This is a genomic window from Leucogemmata humicola (assembly GCF_055379415.1).
In genome coordinates, this window is sequence record NZ_AP040875.1 from 2,271,732 (window position 1) to 2,287,622 (window position 15,891).

Annotated in this window: 15 protein-coding genes; 7 read left to right on the forward strand and 8 right to left on the reverse strand. The window is 62.9% G+C overall.

Features of this window, described 5'->3' with window-relative positions; genetic code table 11:
* Positions 1-21: 21 nt before the first annotated feature.
* From AC6H4Z_RS09395 to AC6H4Z_RS09410, 4 genes are read right to left on the reverse strand one after another with little or no spacing between them, the layout of a single operon-like run.
* Complete coding sequence (locus tag AC6H4Z_RS09395; RefSeq protein WP_497546490.1) at positions 22-609, reverse strand: YdeI/OmpD-associated family protein; 588 nt, start codon at positions 607-609, stop codon at positions 22-24.
* Positions 606-1,547 (reverse strand): 2-hydroxyacid dehydrogenase, encoded by a 942-nt coding sequence (locus tag AC6H4Z_RS09400; protein ID WP_497546491.1) that lies wholly within the window; start codon positions 1,545-1,547, stop codon positions 606-608. Before AC6H4Z_RS09400 ends, AC6H4Z_RS09395 begins: the two co-directional genes overlap by 4 nt.
* A complete protein-coding gene (locus tag AC6H4Z_RS09405) occupies positions 1,544-2,803 on the reverse strand; it encodes an MFS transporter (RefSeq protein ID WP_497546492.1) in 1,260 nt (419 codons plus the stop codon). The genes AC6H4Z_RS09400 and AC6H4Z_RS09405 overlap by 4 nt, the downstream gene beginning before the upstream one ends.
* A gap of 56 nt (positions 2,804-2,859) precedes the next feature.
* Positions 2,860-3,900, reverse strand: coding sequence for an alpha/beta hydrolase family protein (locus tag AC6H4Z_RS09410; RefSeq protein ID WP_497546493.1), 1,041 nt, complete (start codon positions 3,898-3,900; stop codon positions 2,860-2,862).
* Positions 3,901-4,058: 158 nt separating this feature from the next.
* Between AC6H4Z_RS09410 and AC6H4Z_RS09415 the strand changes: the two genes are divergently transcribed.
* The gene (locus AC6H4Z_RS09415; protein ID WP_497546494.1) at positions 4,059-5,177 is read left to right on the forward strand and encodes a hypothetical protein; all 1,119 of its coding nucleotides are present in this window, start codon (positions 4,059-4,061) and stop codon (positions 5,175-5,177) included.
* A 24-nt stretch (positions 5,178-5,201) separates the two neighbouring features.
* Here the strand turns inward: AC6H4Z_RS09415 and AC6H4Z_RS09420 are convergent, their stop codons facing one another.
* Complete coding sequence (locus tag AC6H4Z_RS09420; protein ID WP_497546495.1) at positions 5,202-6,218, reverse strand: LLM class flavin-dependent oxidoreductase; 1,017 nt, start codon at positions 6,216-6,218, stop codon at positions 5,202-5,204.
* A gap of 70 nt (positions 6,219-6,288) precedes the next feature.
* Positions 6,289-7,239, reverse strand: coding sequence for a SphA family protein (locus AC6H4Z_RS09425; RefSeq protein WP_497546496.1), 951 nt, complete (start codon positions 7,237-7,239; stop codon positions 6,289-6,291).
* Positions 7,240-7,497: 258 nt separating this feature from the next.
* Here AC6H4Z_RS09425 and AC6H4Z_RS09430 point away from each other — a divergent pair, with 258 nt between their 5' ends.
* Complete coding sequence (locus AC6H4Z_RS09430) at positions 7,498-8,916, forward strand: amidohydrolase family protein (protein WP_497546497.1); 1,419 nt, start codon at positions 7,498-7,500, stop codon at positions 8,914-8,916.
* Here the strand turns inward: AC6H4Z_RS09430 and AC6H4Z_RS09435 are convergent.
* Complete coding sequence (locus AC6H4Z_RS09435) at positions 8,869-9,375, reverse strand: Rid family hydrolase (RefSeq protein ID WP_497546498.1); 507 nt, start codon at positions 9,373-9,375, stop codon at positions 8,869-8,871. The genes AC6H4Z_RS09430 and AC6H4Z_RS09435 overlap by 48 nt on opposite strands.
* A 134-nt stretch (positions 9,376-9,509) precedes the next feature.
* On the opposite strand from AC6H4Z_RS09435, the gene AC6H4Z_RS09440 reads away from it, so the two are divergent.
* On the forward strand, positions 9,510-11,039 hold the full coding sequence (locus AC6H4Z_RS09440; protein WP_497546499.1) for an FAD-dependent monooxygenase: 1,530 nt from the start codon (positions 9,510-9,512) through the stop codon (positions 11,037-11,039).
* 92 nt (positions 11,040-11,131) lie between these two features.
* Entirely contained in the window at positions 11,132-11,749 is a 618-nt protein-coding gene (locus AC6H4Z_RS09445) for a hypothetical protein (RefSeq protein ID WP_497546500.1), read from the forward strand.
* A 42-nt stretch (positions 11,750-11,791) separates the two neighbouring features.
* Here AC6H4Z_RS09445 and AC6H4Z_RS09450 read toward each other — a convergent pair whose 3' ends face one another.
* A complete protein-coding gene (locus tag AC6H4Z_RS09450; protein WP_497546501.1) occupies positions 11,792-12,124 on the reverse strand; it encodes a PadR family transcriptional regulator in 333 nt (110 codons plus the stop codon).
* Between the two features lie 153 nt (positions 12,125-12,277).
* Between AC6H4Z_RS09450 and AC6H4Z_RS09455 the strand changes: the two genes are divergently transcribed.
* The 3 genes from AC6H4Z_RS09455 to AC6H4Z_RS09465 all read left to right on the forward strand — a co-directional run bounded on the left by AC6H4Z_RS09455 (position 12,278) and on the right by AC6H4Z_RS09465 (position 15,785).
* A complete protein-coding gene (locus tag AC6H4Z_RS09455; protein ID WP_497546502.1) occupies positions 12,278-13,288 on the forward strand; it encodes a class I SAM-dependent methyltransferase in 1,011 nt (336 codons plus the stop codon).
* Between the two features lie 35 nt (positions 13,289-13,323).
* Positions 13,324-14,733 carry a serine hydrolase domain-containing protein gene (locus tag AC6H4Z_RS09460; protein WP_497546503.1) on the forward strand — a complete coding sequence of 470 codons (1,410 nt, stop codon included), beginning with the start codon at positions 13,324-13,326 and terminating at the stop codon, positions 14,731-14,733.
* Positions 14,734-14,834: 101 nt separating this feature from the next.
* Positions 14,835-15,785 (forward strand): DoxX family protein, encoded by a 951-nt coding sequence (locus tag AC6H4Z_RS09465; protein ID WP_497546504.1) that lies wholly within the window; start codon positions 14,835-14,837, stop codon positions 15,783-15,785.
* The last annotated feature ends 106 nt before the right edge of the window (positions 15,786-15,891 follow it).

A 15,891-nucleotide genomic window follows, 5' to 3' on the forward strand; every position in this document is an offset into this window, starting at 1 on the left:
TCTCGGACTGCGCGGAGAGTGCTACGAGTGAATCACCTCGTGCCGCTCCAACATGCCGACGAACTGCTCGATCTTCTTCGCCCGCGTCTCGGCTCTTTTCACCGTCTGGATCCGGAACAGGATGGCGTATCGGTTCGCGCTATTCAGGGTTGCAAAAAACGCCTTCGCTTTCGGGTGTGCGTCCAGCGCGAGCTGAAGGTCGTCCGGCACGCCGGCGGTGCGATGCGAGTCGTACGCGGCGTCCCACTGACCGTTCGCCTTCGCGCGGTCCACCGCCTCGAGGCCGGGTGATTGCATGCGGCCGCTCTCGACGAGACGCTGCACTTTCTCGCGATTGATTTTCGACCAGATGCTCCGCTTTCCGCGCGGCGTGAACTTCTGGAGCCAGGTCGCGTCGTCGAACGACTTCTTTTGCCCGTCGATCCAGCCGTAGCAGAGCGCGACGTCGAGCGCCTCGGCGTACGACACCGATTTTATGTTCGACGCCGCCTTGGCGATCCGCAGCCACAAACCGGTGGACTTCGCATGCTGCTTGGCGAGCCACGCCTCCCATGCCGCGTCATCCTTGAACAGGCGCACGGGCAGCTCGGTGGGCTTGGGGCTCTTCATGAGCCGCCCTCGAGAAACCGCTGCACGTTTTCTACCGCCCGACGCAATCCTTCCGCGATCACCTCCGGAGTCACGCCCGCGTTGTGCGGCGTGAGCACGACGTTCGGCAGGGATCGAAGCAGATCTTCCGTCGGCAATGGCTCTTCGTCGAAGACATCAAGCGCTGCGCCGGCGATTCGCTCCTCTCTCAGCGCGTCGAGCAACGCGTCCCGATCGACCAACGCGCCGCGCGCGGTGTTGATCAAATACGCCGTCGGTTTCAGAAGCGCTAACTGTTCGCGTCCGAGAATGCCCCTCGTCTCGTCATTCAAGCGAAGATGAAGGCTGACGACGTCGGACTCTCGAAGGAGCTCATCGAGCGGCACATGACGCGCGCTCAGCGCGGCTGCTCGGCCGCCGTCAGCGCCGGCCGTCGTTACGAGAATACTCATCCCGAATGCGTCCGCGAGCTTCGCGACCCGCGAACCGATCGCGCCCAATCCCACGATCCCAAGGGTCTTTCCTTCGAGCTGCGCCGACAGACCGCGCGGCCATTCTCCCGCGCGCATCCGAGCGTCCATCTGCGGAACCTTGCGCATGATCGACAACATCAGCGCCATCGTATGCTCGGCCACTGCATGTGCGTTCACTCCGGCGGTGGTCGCGACCGCAATCCCTCGTCGCGCACACGCGGTGAGATCGACGTGATCGGTTCCGGTGCCCCACACCGAGATCAATCGCAGCTTCGGGGACGCATCGAGGACTCGCTCACTGAACCGTGCGTGCGCGCGAATGTTGACGACGCACTCGGCGTCGGCGATGCGGCGGATCAGCTCCGATTCGTCATCCGCGCCACGTTCGGTGAAGATCCGAACAGCGCGTCCTAGTGCGTGAAGTCGCGTCTCTACTGGCGTGCCTGTGAGGACGGACGGAAAATCGTCCGGGACGACGATCGTCACGTCAGCTCGCGGCCGCGGGTCTCCGGGATGCCCACCCACGAAATCGCACCAAGAAGAAACGCGGCGCCGCTCACGAGAAAGGCGATACCGAATCCACTGCTGCTGGCCAGGCTGCCAACCGTGAACGGCGCCGCGGCGCTCGCTATTCGGCCGATGTTGTACGTGAACCCCTGTGCCGTCGCGCGGATCGAAGTCGGATAGATCTCTGCGGTCACGGCGCCGAAGCCGCTGAAATAGCCCGTGCCAAAGAACGCGACGAGTGGTCCGAGCAGGAGGAGCGCCGTCGGCCACTTCATGAATCCGTAGAGCGGTAGCAGTATGCTCGCAGCGAGCAGATACACCACGTACACGCGCTTGCGGCCGAACGAATCGCTGATGTATCCGAACGAGACGTATCCGAGCCACATGCCGACCTGCATGGCGACGATGAACCACGACATCGTCGCCGTGCCGAGTCCGATCCCACCCTCGGCGGCCGGCAGCCGGAGATATGCGGGAATCCAGCCGTTGAGCCCCCACCAACCGAAGAGCGCGCACGCATTCATGAACGTGACGACCGCGGTGATCTTGAGCATGCCGCCGCGGAACATGTCTCGGAAGCGTGCCCTTGGCGCGGAGGTGTTTGCACTCGCACGCCAAATCTCGGGTTCCTTCACGCGCCGCTGCACCCAGATCGTGAACAGGGCAGGGAGCACGCCGATGAAGAACACGGCTCGCCACCCGAAGCGCGGGCCGACAATCGCGTTGACGATCGCGGCCGCGGCGAATCCGATCGCCCATGCGCTCTGCATGAAGCCGAGGACACGGCCGCGGAGGTGCGACGGCCACGTCTCGGAGACGAGCGAAGCTCCGGCTGCCCACACGCCGCCCATGCCCAGCCCGAGGAGCGCGCGTAGAACAGCGAACTGCCACAGCGATTGCGAGAGACCGCAAGCGCCGGTGAAGATCGAGTAGATGAGCACCGCGCCCATGAGCGCCTTCGTTCGCCCGAAGCGGTCGGCGACGTGGCCGAAGATCAACCCGCCGACGGCCGCGCCGAGAAGGGTGACGGAGCCGAGGGCGCCGGCTTGTGTCTTCGTGAGACCCAGGTCTCGTATGACGTCCGGCAGCGTCAGCGAAAAAAGCATGACGTCGAACGCATCGAGGCCCCATGCCATGGAAGCCGCGATGAAGGCGCGCTTGCCGTCGAGCGTTCCGGCGCGCCACCAGCCGAGAACGCCGGAATCGTCGAGGTCTATCGCAGCTGCAGTCGTCATATCCGCGGCAGAAAGTAGTGTCGCGAGCGCGGATTAGCGAGACGACAGCTCGCGTCTCACTTCAAGCGAAGCGCCACCCAATCGGCGACGAGCCCCAACACGTGCGAATCGACGCGTATTGGCGCAGGCAGCTTCGCGTAGTTGCCTGGAAATCCGTCGGGATCGACGACGAATAGATGGTTCAGGCCTGGCAGAATCTCACCGGTCACGTCGGTGTTGCCCGCCGCGAGAAATCCTGCCATCCAGTCTGGAATTTGTTTCGCGTCGGCCTGCTGATCGTTCGAGCCGGTCAGGATGAGAACCGACGGCGTTTTGAGCTGGCGCGCCGTGGCCGCTGGATCGTGAACGAGGAAGTACGCCATCCAGGGATCGGCGGCCATCATCTTTTCGATCTGACTTGGAATCGCGGTGATCGCCGAGTCCTTTTGCGTTTGCGAAAGCTTGTCGTTGTGATTGATCAGGTTCTTCATTTGAAACACGAGTACTTCCCGTGCGGGGCGGGCGACACCGGCCAGCAGCACCAACGCGCGGAGCTTCGGTTCCTTCAACGCGGCGATCGGTGCGACGAGCGCACCTTCGCTATGACCGAGCAGGCCAAGGCGGGTGCTGTCGATTTCCGGCCGCGTGCGCAGGTATGCGAGTCCGGCGCGAATGTCCTCCGCGAAGTCGGCGCTCGTCGAGCCTTTGAACGTGCCGCCGGATGCGCTCGTACCGCGATCGTCCATGCGCAGCACGGCAATGCCGCGACGCGCGAGCGTGTCCGCGTACTGGCGGAACGGCCGATAGTCGCCGAAGCCGAGTGATTCGTCGCGGTCTTGCGGTCCTGAGCCCGTGATCGTGACGATCGCGCCGACGGGGTGTGCCTTGCTGGCCGACGAGGGCAGCGTCAGTGTGCCGGCGAGCTTGTGGCCCATCGGTGTCTGCACGACCACCTCGATGGCCGTATACGGTGCGCCAGGAGGCGCGGAATAGTCGGGCTTCGTCGCTCCCGCACGCTGCGCGGCGAGTGGTCGCGAGAGGAGTGGTGCGACGATCGTCGCGATGACGAGCGACGAACCCATGTATGAACGCAGACGCGACGGCAGGTGGCGAAACATGAAGGCCAAGGAGGGGAGAGGATGTTGTATACCGGATAGGTACACAGCGCGAATCTACGGTCGAGGAAGTGGTTGTCAAATTCGTCGCGCGGGTGTCGGCCGGTTCCGGTGTCTCAAGAGTGTCGTCCGAACGATTGACCCAGGGTCTACCACCTACGATGACAGCAAATAGCTACACAAGATTGTGCGCCTTCGCCGCCGCTCTGGTGAGCAGCGGATGCGCGTCGCGCGGACAGCACAGCATCGAGTATGATCCCGCGGCGATCGCGGCGGTGCGCGCCGACCTTCGCATCGTGGCAGGCGAGACCACGTGGGTCACTCGAGGGCAAGGCTACGAGCTGATCGGCCGCTCGAAGGCCGACCTATTCGCGCTCCAGTCGCCGCTGGACCGCGAGGCCGCGATGATTCAGCGCGTGTTCCCCGAGGACACCATCGCCCGACTCGTCGTGACCGTGCGACGCGCCGTCGCCGCAGGGCAGCCTTTCGTATCGACGGCCCCGTACCCGCCAACGACTCACGGACCCGTCGTCGAGGTGGTGTTGCCCGACCCGAAGGCGAAAAGGGACCCGGAAAAAGGAAGTCCAGCCGCTGCACTGGGCATTGGGCTGTTGGCTGAACGAACCCCTACGCTCCCGGTCGTGCGCGCGTGGCTCTCCGCGCATGCAAGCACCGCGATGGGGGCGCCGGCGCGCGCAGCCGAGGCGACGGGCGAGTTCGAAGATCCCAGAATTCCGGCGTGGGCTCAGGAAGTGATACCGTCGCTCACGGCCGACTCACTCGTCGATCGGTTCTTGAAGCTGCTCGCTTTGCATCCGGACGATATGATCCGGATTCCAACGTACTTCGCCATGGAGCGAGCGCCCGCCGGTGATCAGGTGATGGTGCAGCGCGCGGGCGAAGGAGAACGTGGTGGCGGCGCCGGTGGTAGAGGTAGCGGTGGTGGCGGCGGCATGGGTGGGCGCGGCGGAATGGGCGGCGGAGGACGCGGCGGAATGGGTGGTCGCGGTGGCGGGCGAGGAGGCACGCCATCGCGATCACAAGACGATCAATCGCGGGGCCCGCAGGGAGCTGCCCTGTTCGATGCGCAGTCCGTTCTCGTTGGCCGCTACCTCGTCGCTCGGCTCGGATACAACGTCATCGGTGAGATGATCGATGCGCACATCTTCAACCGGCCGCTCGACGAAGTGTTCAAGAGGCACAAGGCGATCACGCTCGCACAGATGGATCTCGACTGGTACGCGTGGTTCTTCGATCGGTCGGCTGCGGTATCGCGGTGAAACAATGGATGATGCGTCGCGCCTCTACCGCCAGCCCAGAGCAGGTGCGACGTGCGTGAGAATTGATTCGATCACGTGCGCATTGTATTCGACGCCGAGTGTGTTGGGCACCGTCAGAAGCAGTGTGTCAGCTTCGGCGATGGCCTCATCACCTCTGAGTTCTTCGACGAGCACGTCTGGCTCAGCGGCGTAGGATCGACCAAACACCGCTCGCATGTTGTCGATCACTCCGATCTGATCACTGCTTTCATCGCGCCCGAAATACAGGCGGTCGCGATCGTTCATCAACGCGAAGATCGATCGCGACACCGACACTCTCGGCACGCGCGTATGTCCGGCGTCGGTCCACGCTTGTCGGAACAGGCGGATCTGGCGAGCCTGCTGGACGTGAAACGGTTCGCCCGATTCATCGGCCTTGAGCGTGGAGCTTTGCAGGTTCATTCCCTGTTGCGCCGCCCAAACCGCAGTCGCGTTGGAGGCTGAGCCCCACCAGATACGGTCGCGCAATCCCTCCGAATGCGGCTCGAGGCGAAGCAGTCCGGGCGGGTTCGGAAACATCGGCCTCGGATTGGGCTTGGCGAATCCGTCTCCTTTCAAGAGCTGGAGAAAGACTTCGGCGTGACGCCGGCCCAGGTCCGCATCGGTTCCGCCTTCCGGCGGTGCGTATCCGAAATGACGCCAACCTTCAATGACCTGCTCGGGCGAGCCGCGGCTGATCCCGAGCTGGAGCCGACCGTTGCTTATCAGGTCGGCCGCGCCCGCATCCTCGGCCATGTAGAACGGGTTTTCATATCGCATGTCGATGACGCCCGTTCCGATCTCGATGCGGCTCGTCCGGGCACCGACTGCTGCGAGGAGCGGGAAGGGGGACGCGAGCTGTTGAGCAAAATGGTGTACGCGAAAGTATGCTCCATCCGCGCCGAGTTCTTCCGCTGCTACAGCGAGTTCAATGGACTGCTGCAGGACGTCGCGCGCCGACCGCGTGGCTGATTGGCGCGAGGCGCTCCAATGTCCAAAGGACAGAAAGCCGATTTTCTTCATCGATGAAGCTTACTAGAGCCGACAAGACCGTCGCCGATACCGCTGAACGCGCAGCGGCGCCTGTCCGCGATCAGTGCGGCGCTGAGGCCGAAGGCGGTAAGTGCAGTTGACCAGCAGTTATGAAAACAATGAATCGCTTTCCCTGAAAGGTCGAGCGTGCATCGAAGTCCCAGAGGTACCGCGCCGTGATCGACGCGACTCCTGGAAGCGCGAGCGGAAGGGCCACAGTCATCTCTGGCCCGGCGGTGAAGATTCTATTCTTCCCGAGCGCCAAGCCGCCGGGGAGCGCGAGTCCGATATGATCATCCGTCACCTTCCACTGCGCGCCGTAGACCGGACCAAGCGTCAACTTCTTTTTGAAGAACGCGCCTCCCGCGCCTCCTTCGATCGTGAGTTGATCGCCAGCGCGAAGATCTGTGTCGCGCTTTTTCGAGTGGATCTCGTTGAATGCAAGCGCGGAGATACTCCACACCTTTGCCGAATCGAAGTAAAACGTTGTACCGGCCGATTGCTCGAACGACCACATCCCAAGTCCCTTGTTGTCGTTGGCTCCTTTCGTGTACCGACCGGTCGGCGTATAAGCGGCGAGGCCCGCTTGAAAATCAGCTCGCGCAGAGTGCCACCCAAGATTGATTGGCTGGATGTACAGATCTCCGAACCCGAGCGACGACGATGTCGAGAAGCCGAGTCGCGGCAGCTCGAGAGAATTCGACATCGTTGGTGCGACAACCATGAAGCCGTAGTTGGCGCCCCAGAGCTTTTTCGGTGTGACTACCCATATGAGCAACGCCGCGGATTTCACGTCGAACCCGCCGATCGGAATCTGCTGGCCAGATCTGCCGCGGATTTCGTGAACGTCCCACTGCACGTACGTGGGTGCCAGCAGCACCGACGGCGGCGGCTGCGTACCAGAGTTGATACCGAAGGCGATGAGAGCGTGCGCACCGGTAAGCTGCGCGTGTGCGCGCGGTGACACGAGCGCGACTAGAGCGGCGAGTATGACGGCGCGGCAGGAGACCATTCGGCGAAATGTCGGCCTCGCACCAATCGTCACCATTGGACGAACTACTCACCCATGCCAGGTCCGGAACACTGTGGAAAGGCAAGCGTGAGAACGCGATAGTATCTTGGCAACGACCTGTCGGGTTCGGCATAGTCACGCGACCGCCAAGTCCGTTGTTGTTCCGATCGAGCGTTTCAAAGGTGTTCTGGACGTAGCCGGTTAGAGTGCCGTTCTATACCGGAGTCTGTGTCCGTCAACCGGTCTCCACTCGCCGATATGTCTACTCTTCGAACGCAGTTCATCTTCGCCGCCCTTATCGTCACGGCGGTACGCGCCAGCGCGCAGCGTTCGCTGACGCCCGGCGTCCAGCCTTTTGTGAGCATCGACGCTCCGATCGTTGCGCTCACGCATGCTCGGCTCGTCGATGGCACCGGCGCGCCCGCACGTGTCGATCAAACAATCATCATCAGTGGCAATCGCATCGACGCCGTCGGGCCATCGAGCACGACGCCGGCGCCGGCCGGCTCACGGGTTATCGATCTCACAGGCCACACCGTGATGCCAGGGCAAGTCGGACTTCACGAACACACGTACTTCGGCGGAGTGCAACGTCTCACCCAGATGAGCACGAGCGGGCCGCTCGCGTATCTCGCGTATGGCGTCACCACGGCGATGACCGCGGGAAGCCAGCTTCCGTATCATGAGCTCAACATGAAAGGTGCGGTCGATGCGGGCGTGCTTCCCGGTCCGAACTTTCTAATCGCGGGCCCATATCTCGACGGAGGCCCGCCACGCAACGGCATGGCGAAGCGAGTCACGTCGCCGGCGGAAGTACAGACTGTCATCGGCTACTGGGCCGGCGAGGGCGCGACGTGGTTCAAGTTCCTCGGATCAGAGACGCGCGAGGTGCTAGGCGCCGCGATCAAGGCGGCTCACGCGCGTGGGCTCAAAGTCACCGGCCATCTGTGTTCGGTCACGTTCGCCGAGGCGTCGGCGCTCGGCATCGATCTTTTGCAGCACGGGTTCATAACGAACAGCGAATACGTCGCGGGCAAGGCGCCAGACCGGTGTCCGCCGGAGAACATGCGCGCACAGGCCGACGTGGACGTCGCGTCGCCCGCAGTGCAGGCGAGCATCAAGCGCATTGTCGCCGCCAAGACGGCGGTGGTCTCGACCTTGGGTGTTTATGAAACGTTCATGCCGACGCGCGCGAAGCTCGACCCGCGAGCGCTCGAACTCCTCGCGCCTGATACGCGCGCCGAGGTCGAGGCCACACACGCAGATCTTGCGCGGAGTGGATTTGTAGTGCCCGATCGCCTGTTGAAGAACATGATGCGCTGGGAGCGCGACTTCGTCGCCGCCGGCGGACTGCTTGGCGCCGGATCCGACCCGTGGGGCACTGGATTTCTTCCCGGCGTTGGCAACCTCCGTAACTACGAACTGCTCGTCGAAGCGGGCTTCACGCCAGAGCAAGCCGTGCAGATCATGACGCTGAACGGCGCGCGCATTCTCGGCCTCGACGCGAAGGTTGGATCGGTCGCAGTGGGTAAGGCGGCGGACCTCATGATCGTGCGCGGTGATCCGATCGCCACGCCGTCGTCGATCTACGACGTGGTGACCGTGTTCAAGGACGGAATCGGATTTGACTCAGCGCGGTTGCGCGCTGCGGCCAAGGGCCGTGTCGGTTTGAACTGAACGCACTGCAACCAAGTCGATTTCTATCAGGGCGCCCGACGAAGCGGCTGGCAGAACGACTTGCACGGTCGTGCGCGCCGGTTTGTTCGGCTGCGCCTCGGTGCCGAAGAACTGGGTATAGCCGCCCATCATTCCGGCAAAATCCATCTTGTTGTCCTTTGCCGGATCGGTTCCCAGGTAGACGTGCATCATCACCACGTCGCCGAGCGTCAGCTTTTGCGTTTCGAGGAATTTTTGAATGTCTTTGATCAGCCCCACCGCCTGCGACTGAGTGTCGGTGTGTGCCTTCCGGTCAGGGTCGAGCCATCCGCTCACGTAGAGCGTGTTTCCTGCCCACACTGCCGCCGACGTTCCGGTTGGGAGCCCGGCATTCTGAAGCGAGATGCGCGTTGTTTGCGCTGAAGCCGGCAGGGCAATGAACAGGGCGACCGCGAAAACACGAAGGTGCGTGATCATCATGGGTCACTCCGGATTGTCTGTTTGGTGAGGCAGAATCTTCAGTGGGCGTGCTGATAATCTATAATCTACGATTCAAGTGAACGGCGCCAGTGTTCGCTGTAGCCAGCTAGGATTTGTCGCTGGAGGATCTGCCCTTGATCTACGATGTCGTGATTGCCGGTGCCGGACCGGTCGGCTTGTTTCTCGCCGTTGAGCTGCGCCTTGCCGGCCTCACCGTGTTGGTGTTGGAGCAAGCCGAGGATCCGCGCTCTCCCTTGAAGCGGCTGCCGTTCGGCATGCGCGGTCTTTCGGTGCCCACCATCGAAGCGCTATACCGCCGCGGGTTGTTGAGCGATATCACGCCGCCGCCCCGCAGACAGGACGATTCGAGTAGCGCTCCTGCGGTGGCCGCGCCGCATTGGATGCAACAGGCGCGTCGCCCGGGCGGCCACTTCGCCGGCATTCAGTTCTACCTCGACAACATCGACTCTGGGCGGTGGCAATACCGCCTGCCAAGTCCGGCCACTTCCACCATGGCAATCGAGATGGAGTATCTCGAATCAGCCTTGGCCGCTCGAGCTATCGCGATGGGAGTTGAGATCAAGCGCGGCGTCGGTGTCGAAGGGTTCGAGCAGTCGGACGACGACGTGACCGTTCGCGCGAATGGTCAGAGTTTTCGCGGACGCTGGCTCGTCGGTTGTGACGGTGGCCGCAGCACCGTTCGCAAAGCTGCTGGCTTTGAGTTCGCCGGCACCGATCCGGAGTTCACCGGCTATTCCGTCGAAGTCGAGATGGTTGATCCGGACGCGCTCCGCTTGGGCCGTCACTACACGCCGACGGGCATGTACACGTATTCACGTCCCGGGACGATCGCGATGGTGGAGTTCGACGCGGGCGCGTTTCATCGCGCGCAGGCAATCACACTCGATCACGTTCAAGGCGTGTTGCGCCGTGTCTCTGGTAGTGATGTCACTCTGACGTCACTTCACATCGCCACGACCTGGACCGATCGCGCGTACCAGGCAACCGCGTACCGAAAAGGGCGGGTGCTTCTCGCCGGCGACGCGGCGCATATCCATTCGCCGCTCGGCGGTCAGGGACTCAATCTCGGGCTCGGCGATGCGATGAACCTCGGATGGAAGCTCGCGGCAACGCTTCGTGGCGACGCGCCGGAAGGTCTGCTCGACACCTATTGGAGTGAACGGTATCCAGTGGGCGCGCAGGTCCTCGATTGGTCGCGCGCGCAGGTTGCGCTCATGCGGCCGAGTCGGAGCTCGCGTGCGCTCGAAGCCATCGTTCGAGATCTCATCGACACACGCGATGGCGCGACATACTTCGCCGAGCGCGTGTGGGGTGTCTCTCTCCGGTATGATCTTGGCGGCGGCCACCCGCTCGTAGGGCGCAGTGCGCCGGACTTCGAACTGATCGACGGGACGAAGCTCGGTGAGCTCCTTCGAAATGGCAAAGGTCTCTTGCTCGACTTCAACGCTGGCGCGCCGCTTCGGTCGATCGCCAGCCGCTCGGGCGATCGAATCACCTACGTCGCGCGAGATGCCAAGAACCGACTGGGCCTGAGCGCAGTGTTGGTGCGCCCCGATGGTTTTGTTGCGTGGGCCGCTGACGCTGCCCCAAACGGGGGCGAAGCTACGCAGGCTGCAATGCGATGGTTTGGCGACTCCGAGTAACCAATATCAAGATCTCTGCGCGTCGGCGAATGAGTCTTGACACGCGTGCCGGTCATGCGGATGCTCTATGACTCTCTCATCGGAGCCGTTCGATGCAAAAACGCTCATCGTTGACGCTCGCTGCACTCGCCGCATCGCTCGTCGTCGCATCCGCCGCTCCGAGCCTGCTCGGCGCTCAAGTAAAGCAGGCCGGCAAGGCTGCGGACAACACAGCCGCAATGAACGCCGTGAAGGCGGCGCTCGATAAGTACAAGGATCCGATTGCGGCGGTGCGGGACGGATATCTGTCAACGCTCGGGTGCGTCGATTTCCCAGCGGGTGGCTCAGAGCACGGTTCCATGGCATACAAGCCGGGCGCCATGGGCGTGCATTTCGTCAACATGGCGCTCGTGGGGCCGAAGCTCGACTCTACCAAACCTCAAGTCCTGTTGTATGAACCTGTCGGCGATAAGCTCGTCCTTACGGGTGCCGAGTGGTTCGTTCCAACGGCCGTCGCAAAGACGCCGCCAACCATCCTCGGCCACCAACTAATGGGTCCGATGGAAGGACACGCTCCGATCATGCCGGCCGATCTACACCATTGGGATCTGCACGTGTGGCTCTGGAAAGCCAATCCGAACGGCATGTTCAGCGCGACGAACTCCGCGGTGCATTGCCCGGCGGCCGCGTACACGTTTGCCGACGGTCCGCCGAAGATGGTGAAGCCGTAGCCTTCGAACTCGGGCTGCTCACGTAAACCTGCTCCGCGAAACTCAGCCGGGTTCGAGAATTCCGGTTACCGTTGCGACGTAGTGTTTCCAGTTCGCGATCTCGGCGCGCAGCATCTGCCGGCCTTTTGTCGAGAGCGAGTAGTACTTCGCTCGGCGATTGTTCTCGGATACGCCCCACTCCGCCTCGACGGCGCCGGAATCTTCGAGGCGGTGTAGGGCCTTGTAGAGCGCCGAGTCAACGATGCCGAGGTCGCCGCCAGTGCGTTGGTCGATCCATTTGCTGAGGGCGAATCCGTGCATTGGGTCGGTCGCCAGCGCGCGGAGAACGAGCAAGTCGAGTGTGCCGTGCAGCAGGTCTTTTGCGTCGTGCGCCATACTCCCTCCACTTAGTGGAATGAAGGTGTCGTGTGAGCTGTGCCGACGTCAAGCGGGTACATGACGAGCGCCGATTGACTGTTGATGAAGAGCAGGCGGGCGGGAGGGGAGCCGTCGTGCCGATGCGGCATCGTCTCTGCACCCCCAGCAGTAGTGCCCGGGCCATCATATGAATTCGCGCATTGCATCGTGTGTGGCCACGCAGACTCCGAGGTTGTGGCCGATCAGGAGGAACTGCGCGCGGAGGTAGAGGCGCTCTGGGCATATCATGAGCGGCGGCTGCGCGTTGGCACGCCACTTGATCGGCTCACGGATCGAGTGGCGTTCTCGCAACACGCGCCGATTCGACTCGTCCGTTGCACGAGCTGCGGGCTGATCTACCGCAATCCTGTCGAACGAACGCACGAGCTCACCGAGATCTACGCGCGCGCCGAACCAACGCCTGCCACCTATCAGTCGCTTCACGACACGCAATTGCCGGCTGTCCGCGCACAGGCGCGTGAACTTCGCCGGCTAATGGGGAGAGGCGGCTCGGTGCTCGAGGTCGGCAGCTACGTGGGGGCATTTCTCACCGCCGCTCGTGAGCTGGGTTTGGCGGCAGAGGGCGTCGACGTCAACGCGCCGGTCAACGGTTTCGCACGCGCGATGGGATTCGCTGTCCACGAGGGTGAACTCGCGAGCATCGACATCGATCGCACGTTCGACGCAGTCGCGATCTGGAGCACGTTCGATCAGCTCGCGGACCCTCGCGCCGTGGTGCATGCAGCATCGAAGTTGCTGCGTCCGCGCGGTCTGTTCGTCGTTCGCGTACCGCATGGCGCGTTTTACGCGCGGCTTCGTCGATCGATGGTCCGCGCGCACGCGATGCAGAGGGCTGCGGCACGCGCGCTCTTGGCGCAGAACAATCTGTTGTCGTTTCCGTATCGATGGGGATTCGGCGTCCTATCACTGCGGCGATTGTTCGATGAGAATGGATTCGAAGTGGCAAGCGTACGGGGCGACGTCCTGGTACCGACCGCCGACGAATGGACGCGGCCCTGGGCGCGAGTCGAGGAGGCGTGGACGAAGGCGCTGATGCGTCTCGCTGCTCGCTCGTCGCGTCGCTATGCCCCATGGATCGAGGTGTACGCGAGGCGGGTGGGTGCGGTCGCGGTGGGGCGGTAACAGACGTACGTTTCGTCACCCCCCTGGAGAATCACATGCTGCGTTCCTCCCGTCTCGCCGGCCTGGCGATGCTCGCCGGCCTTTCGTCGGCCACCGCGCAACGTTCGACCATCACCCGCGACGCCTATCGTTCGCGCGCCGACTCACTCGTCTTTACGTATCTCGCCGAATCGCATGCGCCGAGCGCATCGTTTGCGGTGATTCGCGGGAACGATACGCTCGCGTATGGCGCGCACGGACTTGCCAATGTGGATGCGTGGCGCGCGCCAACCGCCGCGACGATCTACGAGATCGGATCGAACACGAAGCAGTTCACGTCCGCCGCGATCATGAAGCTCGTTGAACAGGGGCGCGTGAAGCTGGACGACGACCTCTCGAAGTACGTCCCACAGCTTCCGCTTCGTGGAAAGAAGGTGTCGATCCGCCAACTGCTCAATCACACGTCGGGTATCCACAGCTACACGTCGTCGCCAGAGTGGTCCAAGACGTGGAACGACGTGCTGTCACCGGACGCGATCATCAAGTTCGTTGCGGCGGACACGTTCGACTTCGCGCCTGGCACCGCATACCGGTACAACAACACCGGGTACGTGCTGCTCGGAATGGTGATCGAAAAGGCGACCGGCCAGAAATACGCGAGCTATCTCGACGCGCAGTTCTTCAAGCCGCTCGGTCTGCGGCAAACGTCGTATTGCCCGTCGAGAACGTCCGATGCCTCATTCGCGTTAGGGTATAGCAAAGGACCAAACGGCATCACACGCGCACAGTTCATGGACCTCTCGCATCCATTCGCCGCTGGCGCACTGTGCTCCACGGTTGGCGACTTTGCGAAGTGGCAGCGCGCCCTCGACGGCGGACGGGTGGTGTCGGCGGCGTCGTACGCCCTCATGTCGACCGCCGATACGCTCAACAGCGGACGTAAGATCAACTACGGTTTCGGTCTCGTCCCCGGAGTGTTCAACGGTCATAAGACGGTCTCGCACACCGGCGGCATTCCCGGGTTCGCATCGGCAGCGACCTACGTGCCCGACGATAGTCTGAGCATCGTGGTATTCACGAACTTTGATGGCGAATCGCCTCAGGCGCTGGTGCAGAATCTTCTTCGCGTGGCGTACGGTGTTGCCCCTGTTGGACGAGGGGCCGGAGCCACCCAAGCCGCCGCGCCGTCGCTTTCGACGGCCGACCGCGATGCGATCGTCGGCAACTACACGTTGCAGTTGCCCGGTGGCCAGGCGTTGCCAATCAAGTTTTTTGTCGACGGCGCGCGCCTCATGGCGCAAGCGCAAGGACAGGACGCAAACGAGATTCGCTACCTCGGCAACTATACGTTCGGCGTTGCGTTCGATCCGGCGTTGCGATTCACGTTCACACTCGACGGTGGCAAAGCAACCAAGTTGACTCTTCTGCAAGGCGGCGGGAGGATCGAAGGACTGAGAGTTCCCTAACGACGGGTCGTCCCTGCGACCCGTGACGCCTGTACGGATCCGGTAAATCGTTTGATTTCATCGGCGCTTCGCGATACCCATTCTGCTCTCGCGAGGTGCCAATGACCGGTTCAGCCGTACTCTGGCCAACGCTGTTGGGGCTTTTCTTTCTCGCCGCCGGAACGATCGCCTATCGGCGCGATCTTCATGCCGGTACGTCGGGCGAAGCGTTCGGACTCGTGGTGCTCGGACCGACCTTCGTCGCCGCCGCGCTCGCGGCGTTTGCCGGTGAGCACTTCACGGCGGCGACGAGTCTCGCGCAGTTGGTGCCGAAGTGGATGCCGGCCCGCGTGTTCATCGCGTACTTCGTGGGCGTTGCTCATCTAGCGGCGGCGTCCAGCTTCGTCGCCAGGCGATACATTCGCTGGTCGTCGGTCTGCCTCGCTGTGATGTTCGGACTGTTCGTGGCGACGATGGATCTTCCGGCTGCGATCGCGCATCCCACCGTTCGGATGGCGTGGAGCTTGGCGGCGCGCCAGACCACGTTTGCCTTGGGCGCGTTGGCGCTCTTCATCACTGCGACGCGCGGCGACCGGCCGGAGTCGGAGAAGATGATGGGGACGATCATCAGGATCTGCACGGCGTGCGTCCTGGTCTTCTACGGGGTCGAGCATTTCATCCGCCCCGATTTTGCGCCGGGCGTGCCGAGCACTGCGCGCACGGCGTCCTGGGTTCCATTTCCGCTAATGCTCGCATACGCGACGGGTGTCCTGCTCGTCGCGTTCGGGGTTGCTATGTGTATCGAGAAGTACGCCGCCGCTGGTGCAGCGCGAGCAGGATTGCTGATGACGGTGCTCACGGTTGGGCTCTACGTGCCGCAATTCTTCCTGGCGACCGACACGGCGGGCCGCGTTACGGCCATCAATTTCATCTTCGATACGTTGCTCTTCGCGGGCATGATGTTCGTCATCAGTACCGCAATCGCGGCCAGGGCCCCGCGGCCAATCGCCGCGCCTCGCAGCCCGATAGAGCCCGGTCCGCTTCCCACGGGTCGGCCGAGGCAACGCGTCTAGCGCGAGAGGCAATGGGGGAGGTGCCGCACACCTTCACGCACTCCGCTAGCGACTCCCGCGCTTGACGGAAGCATAGCCGTCTGTGTATTCATGATCATCACACTCA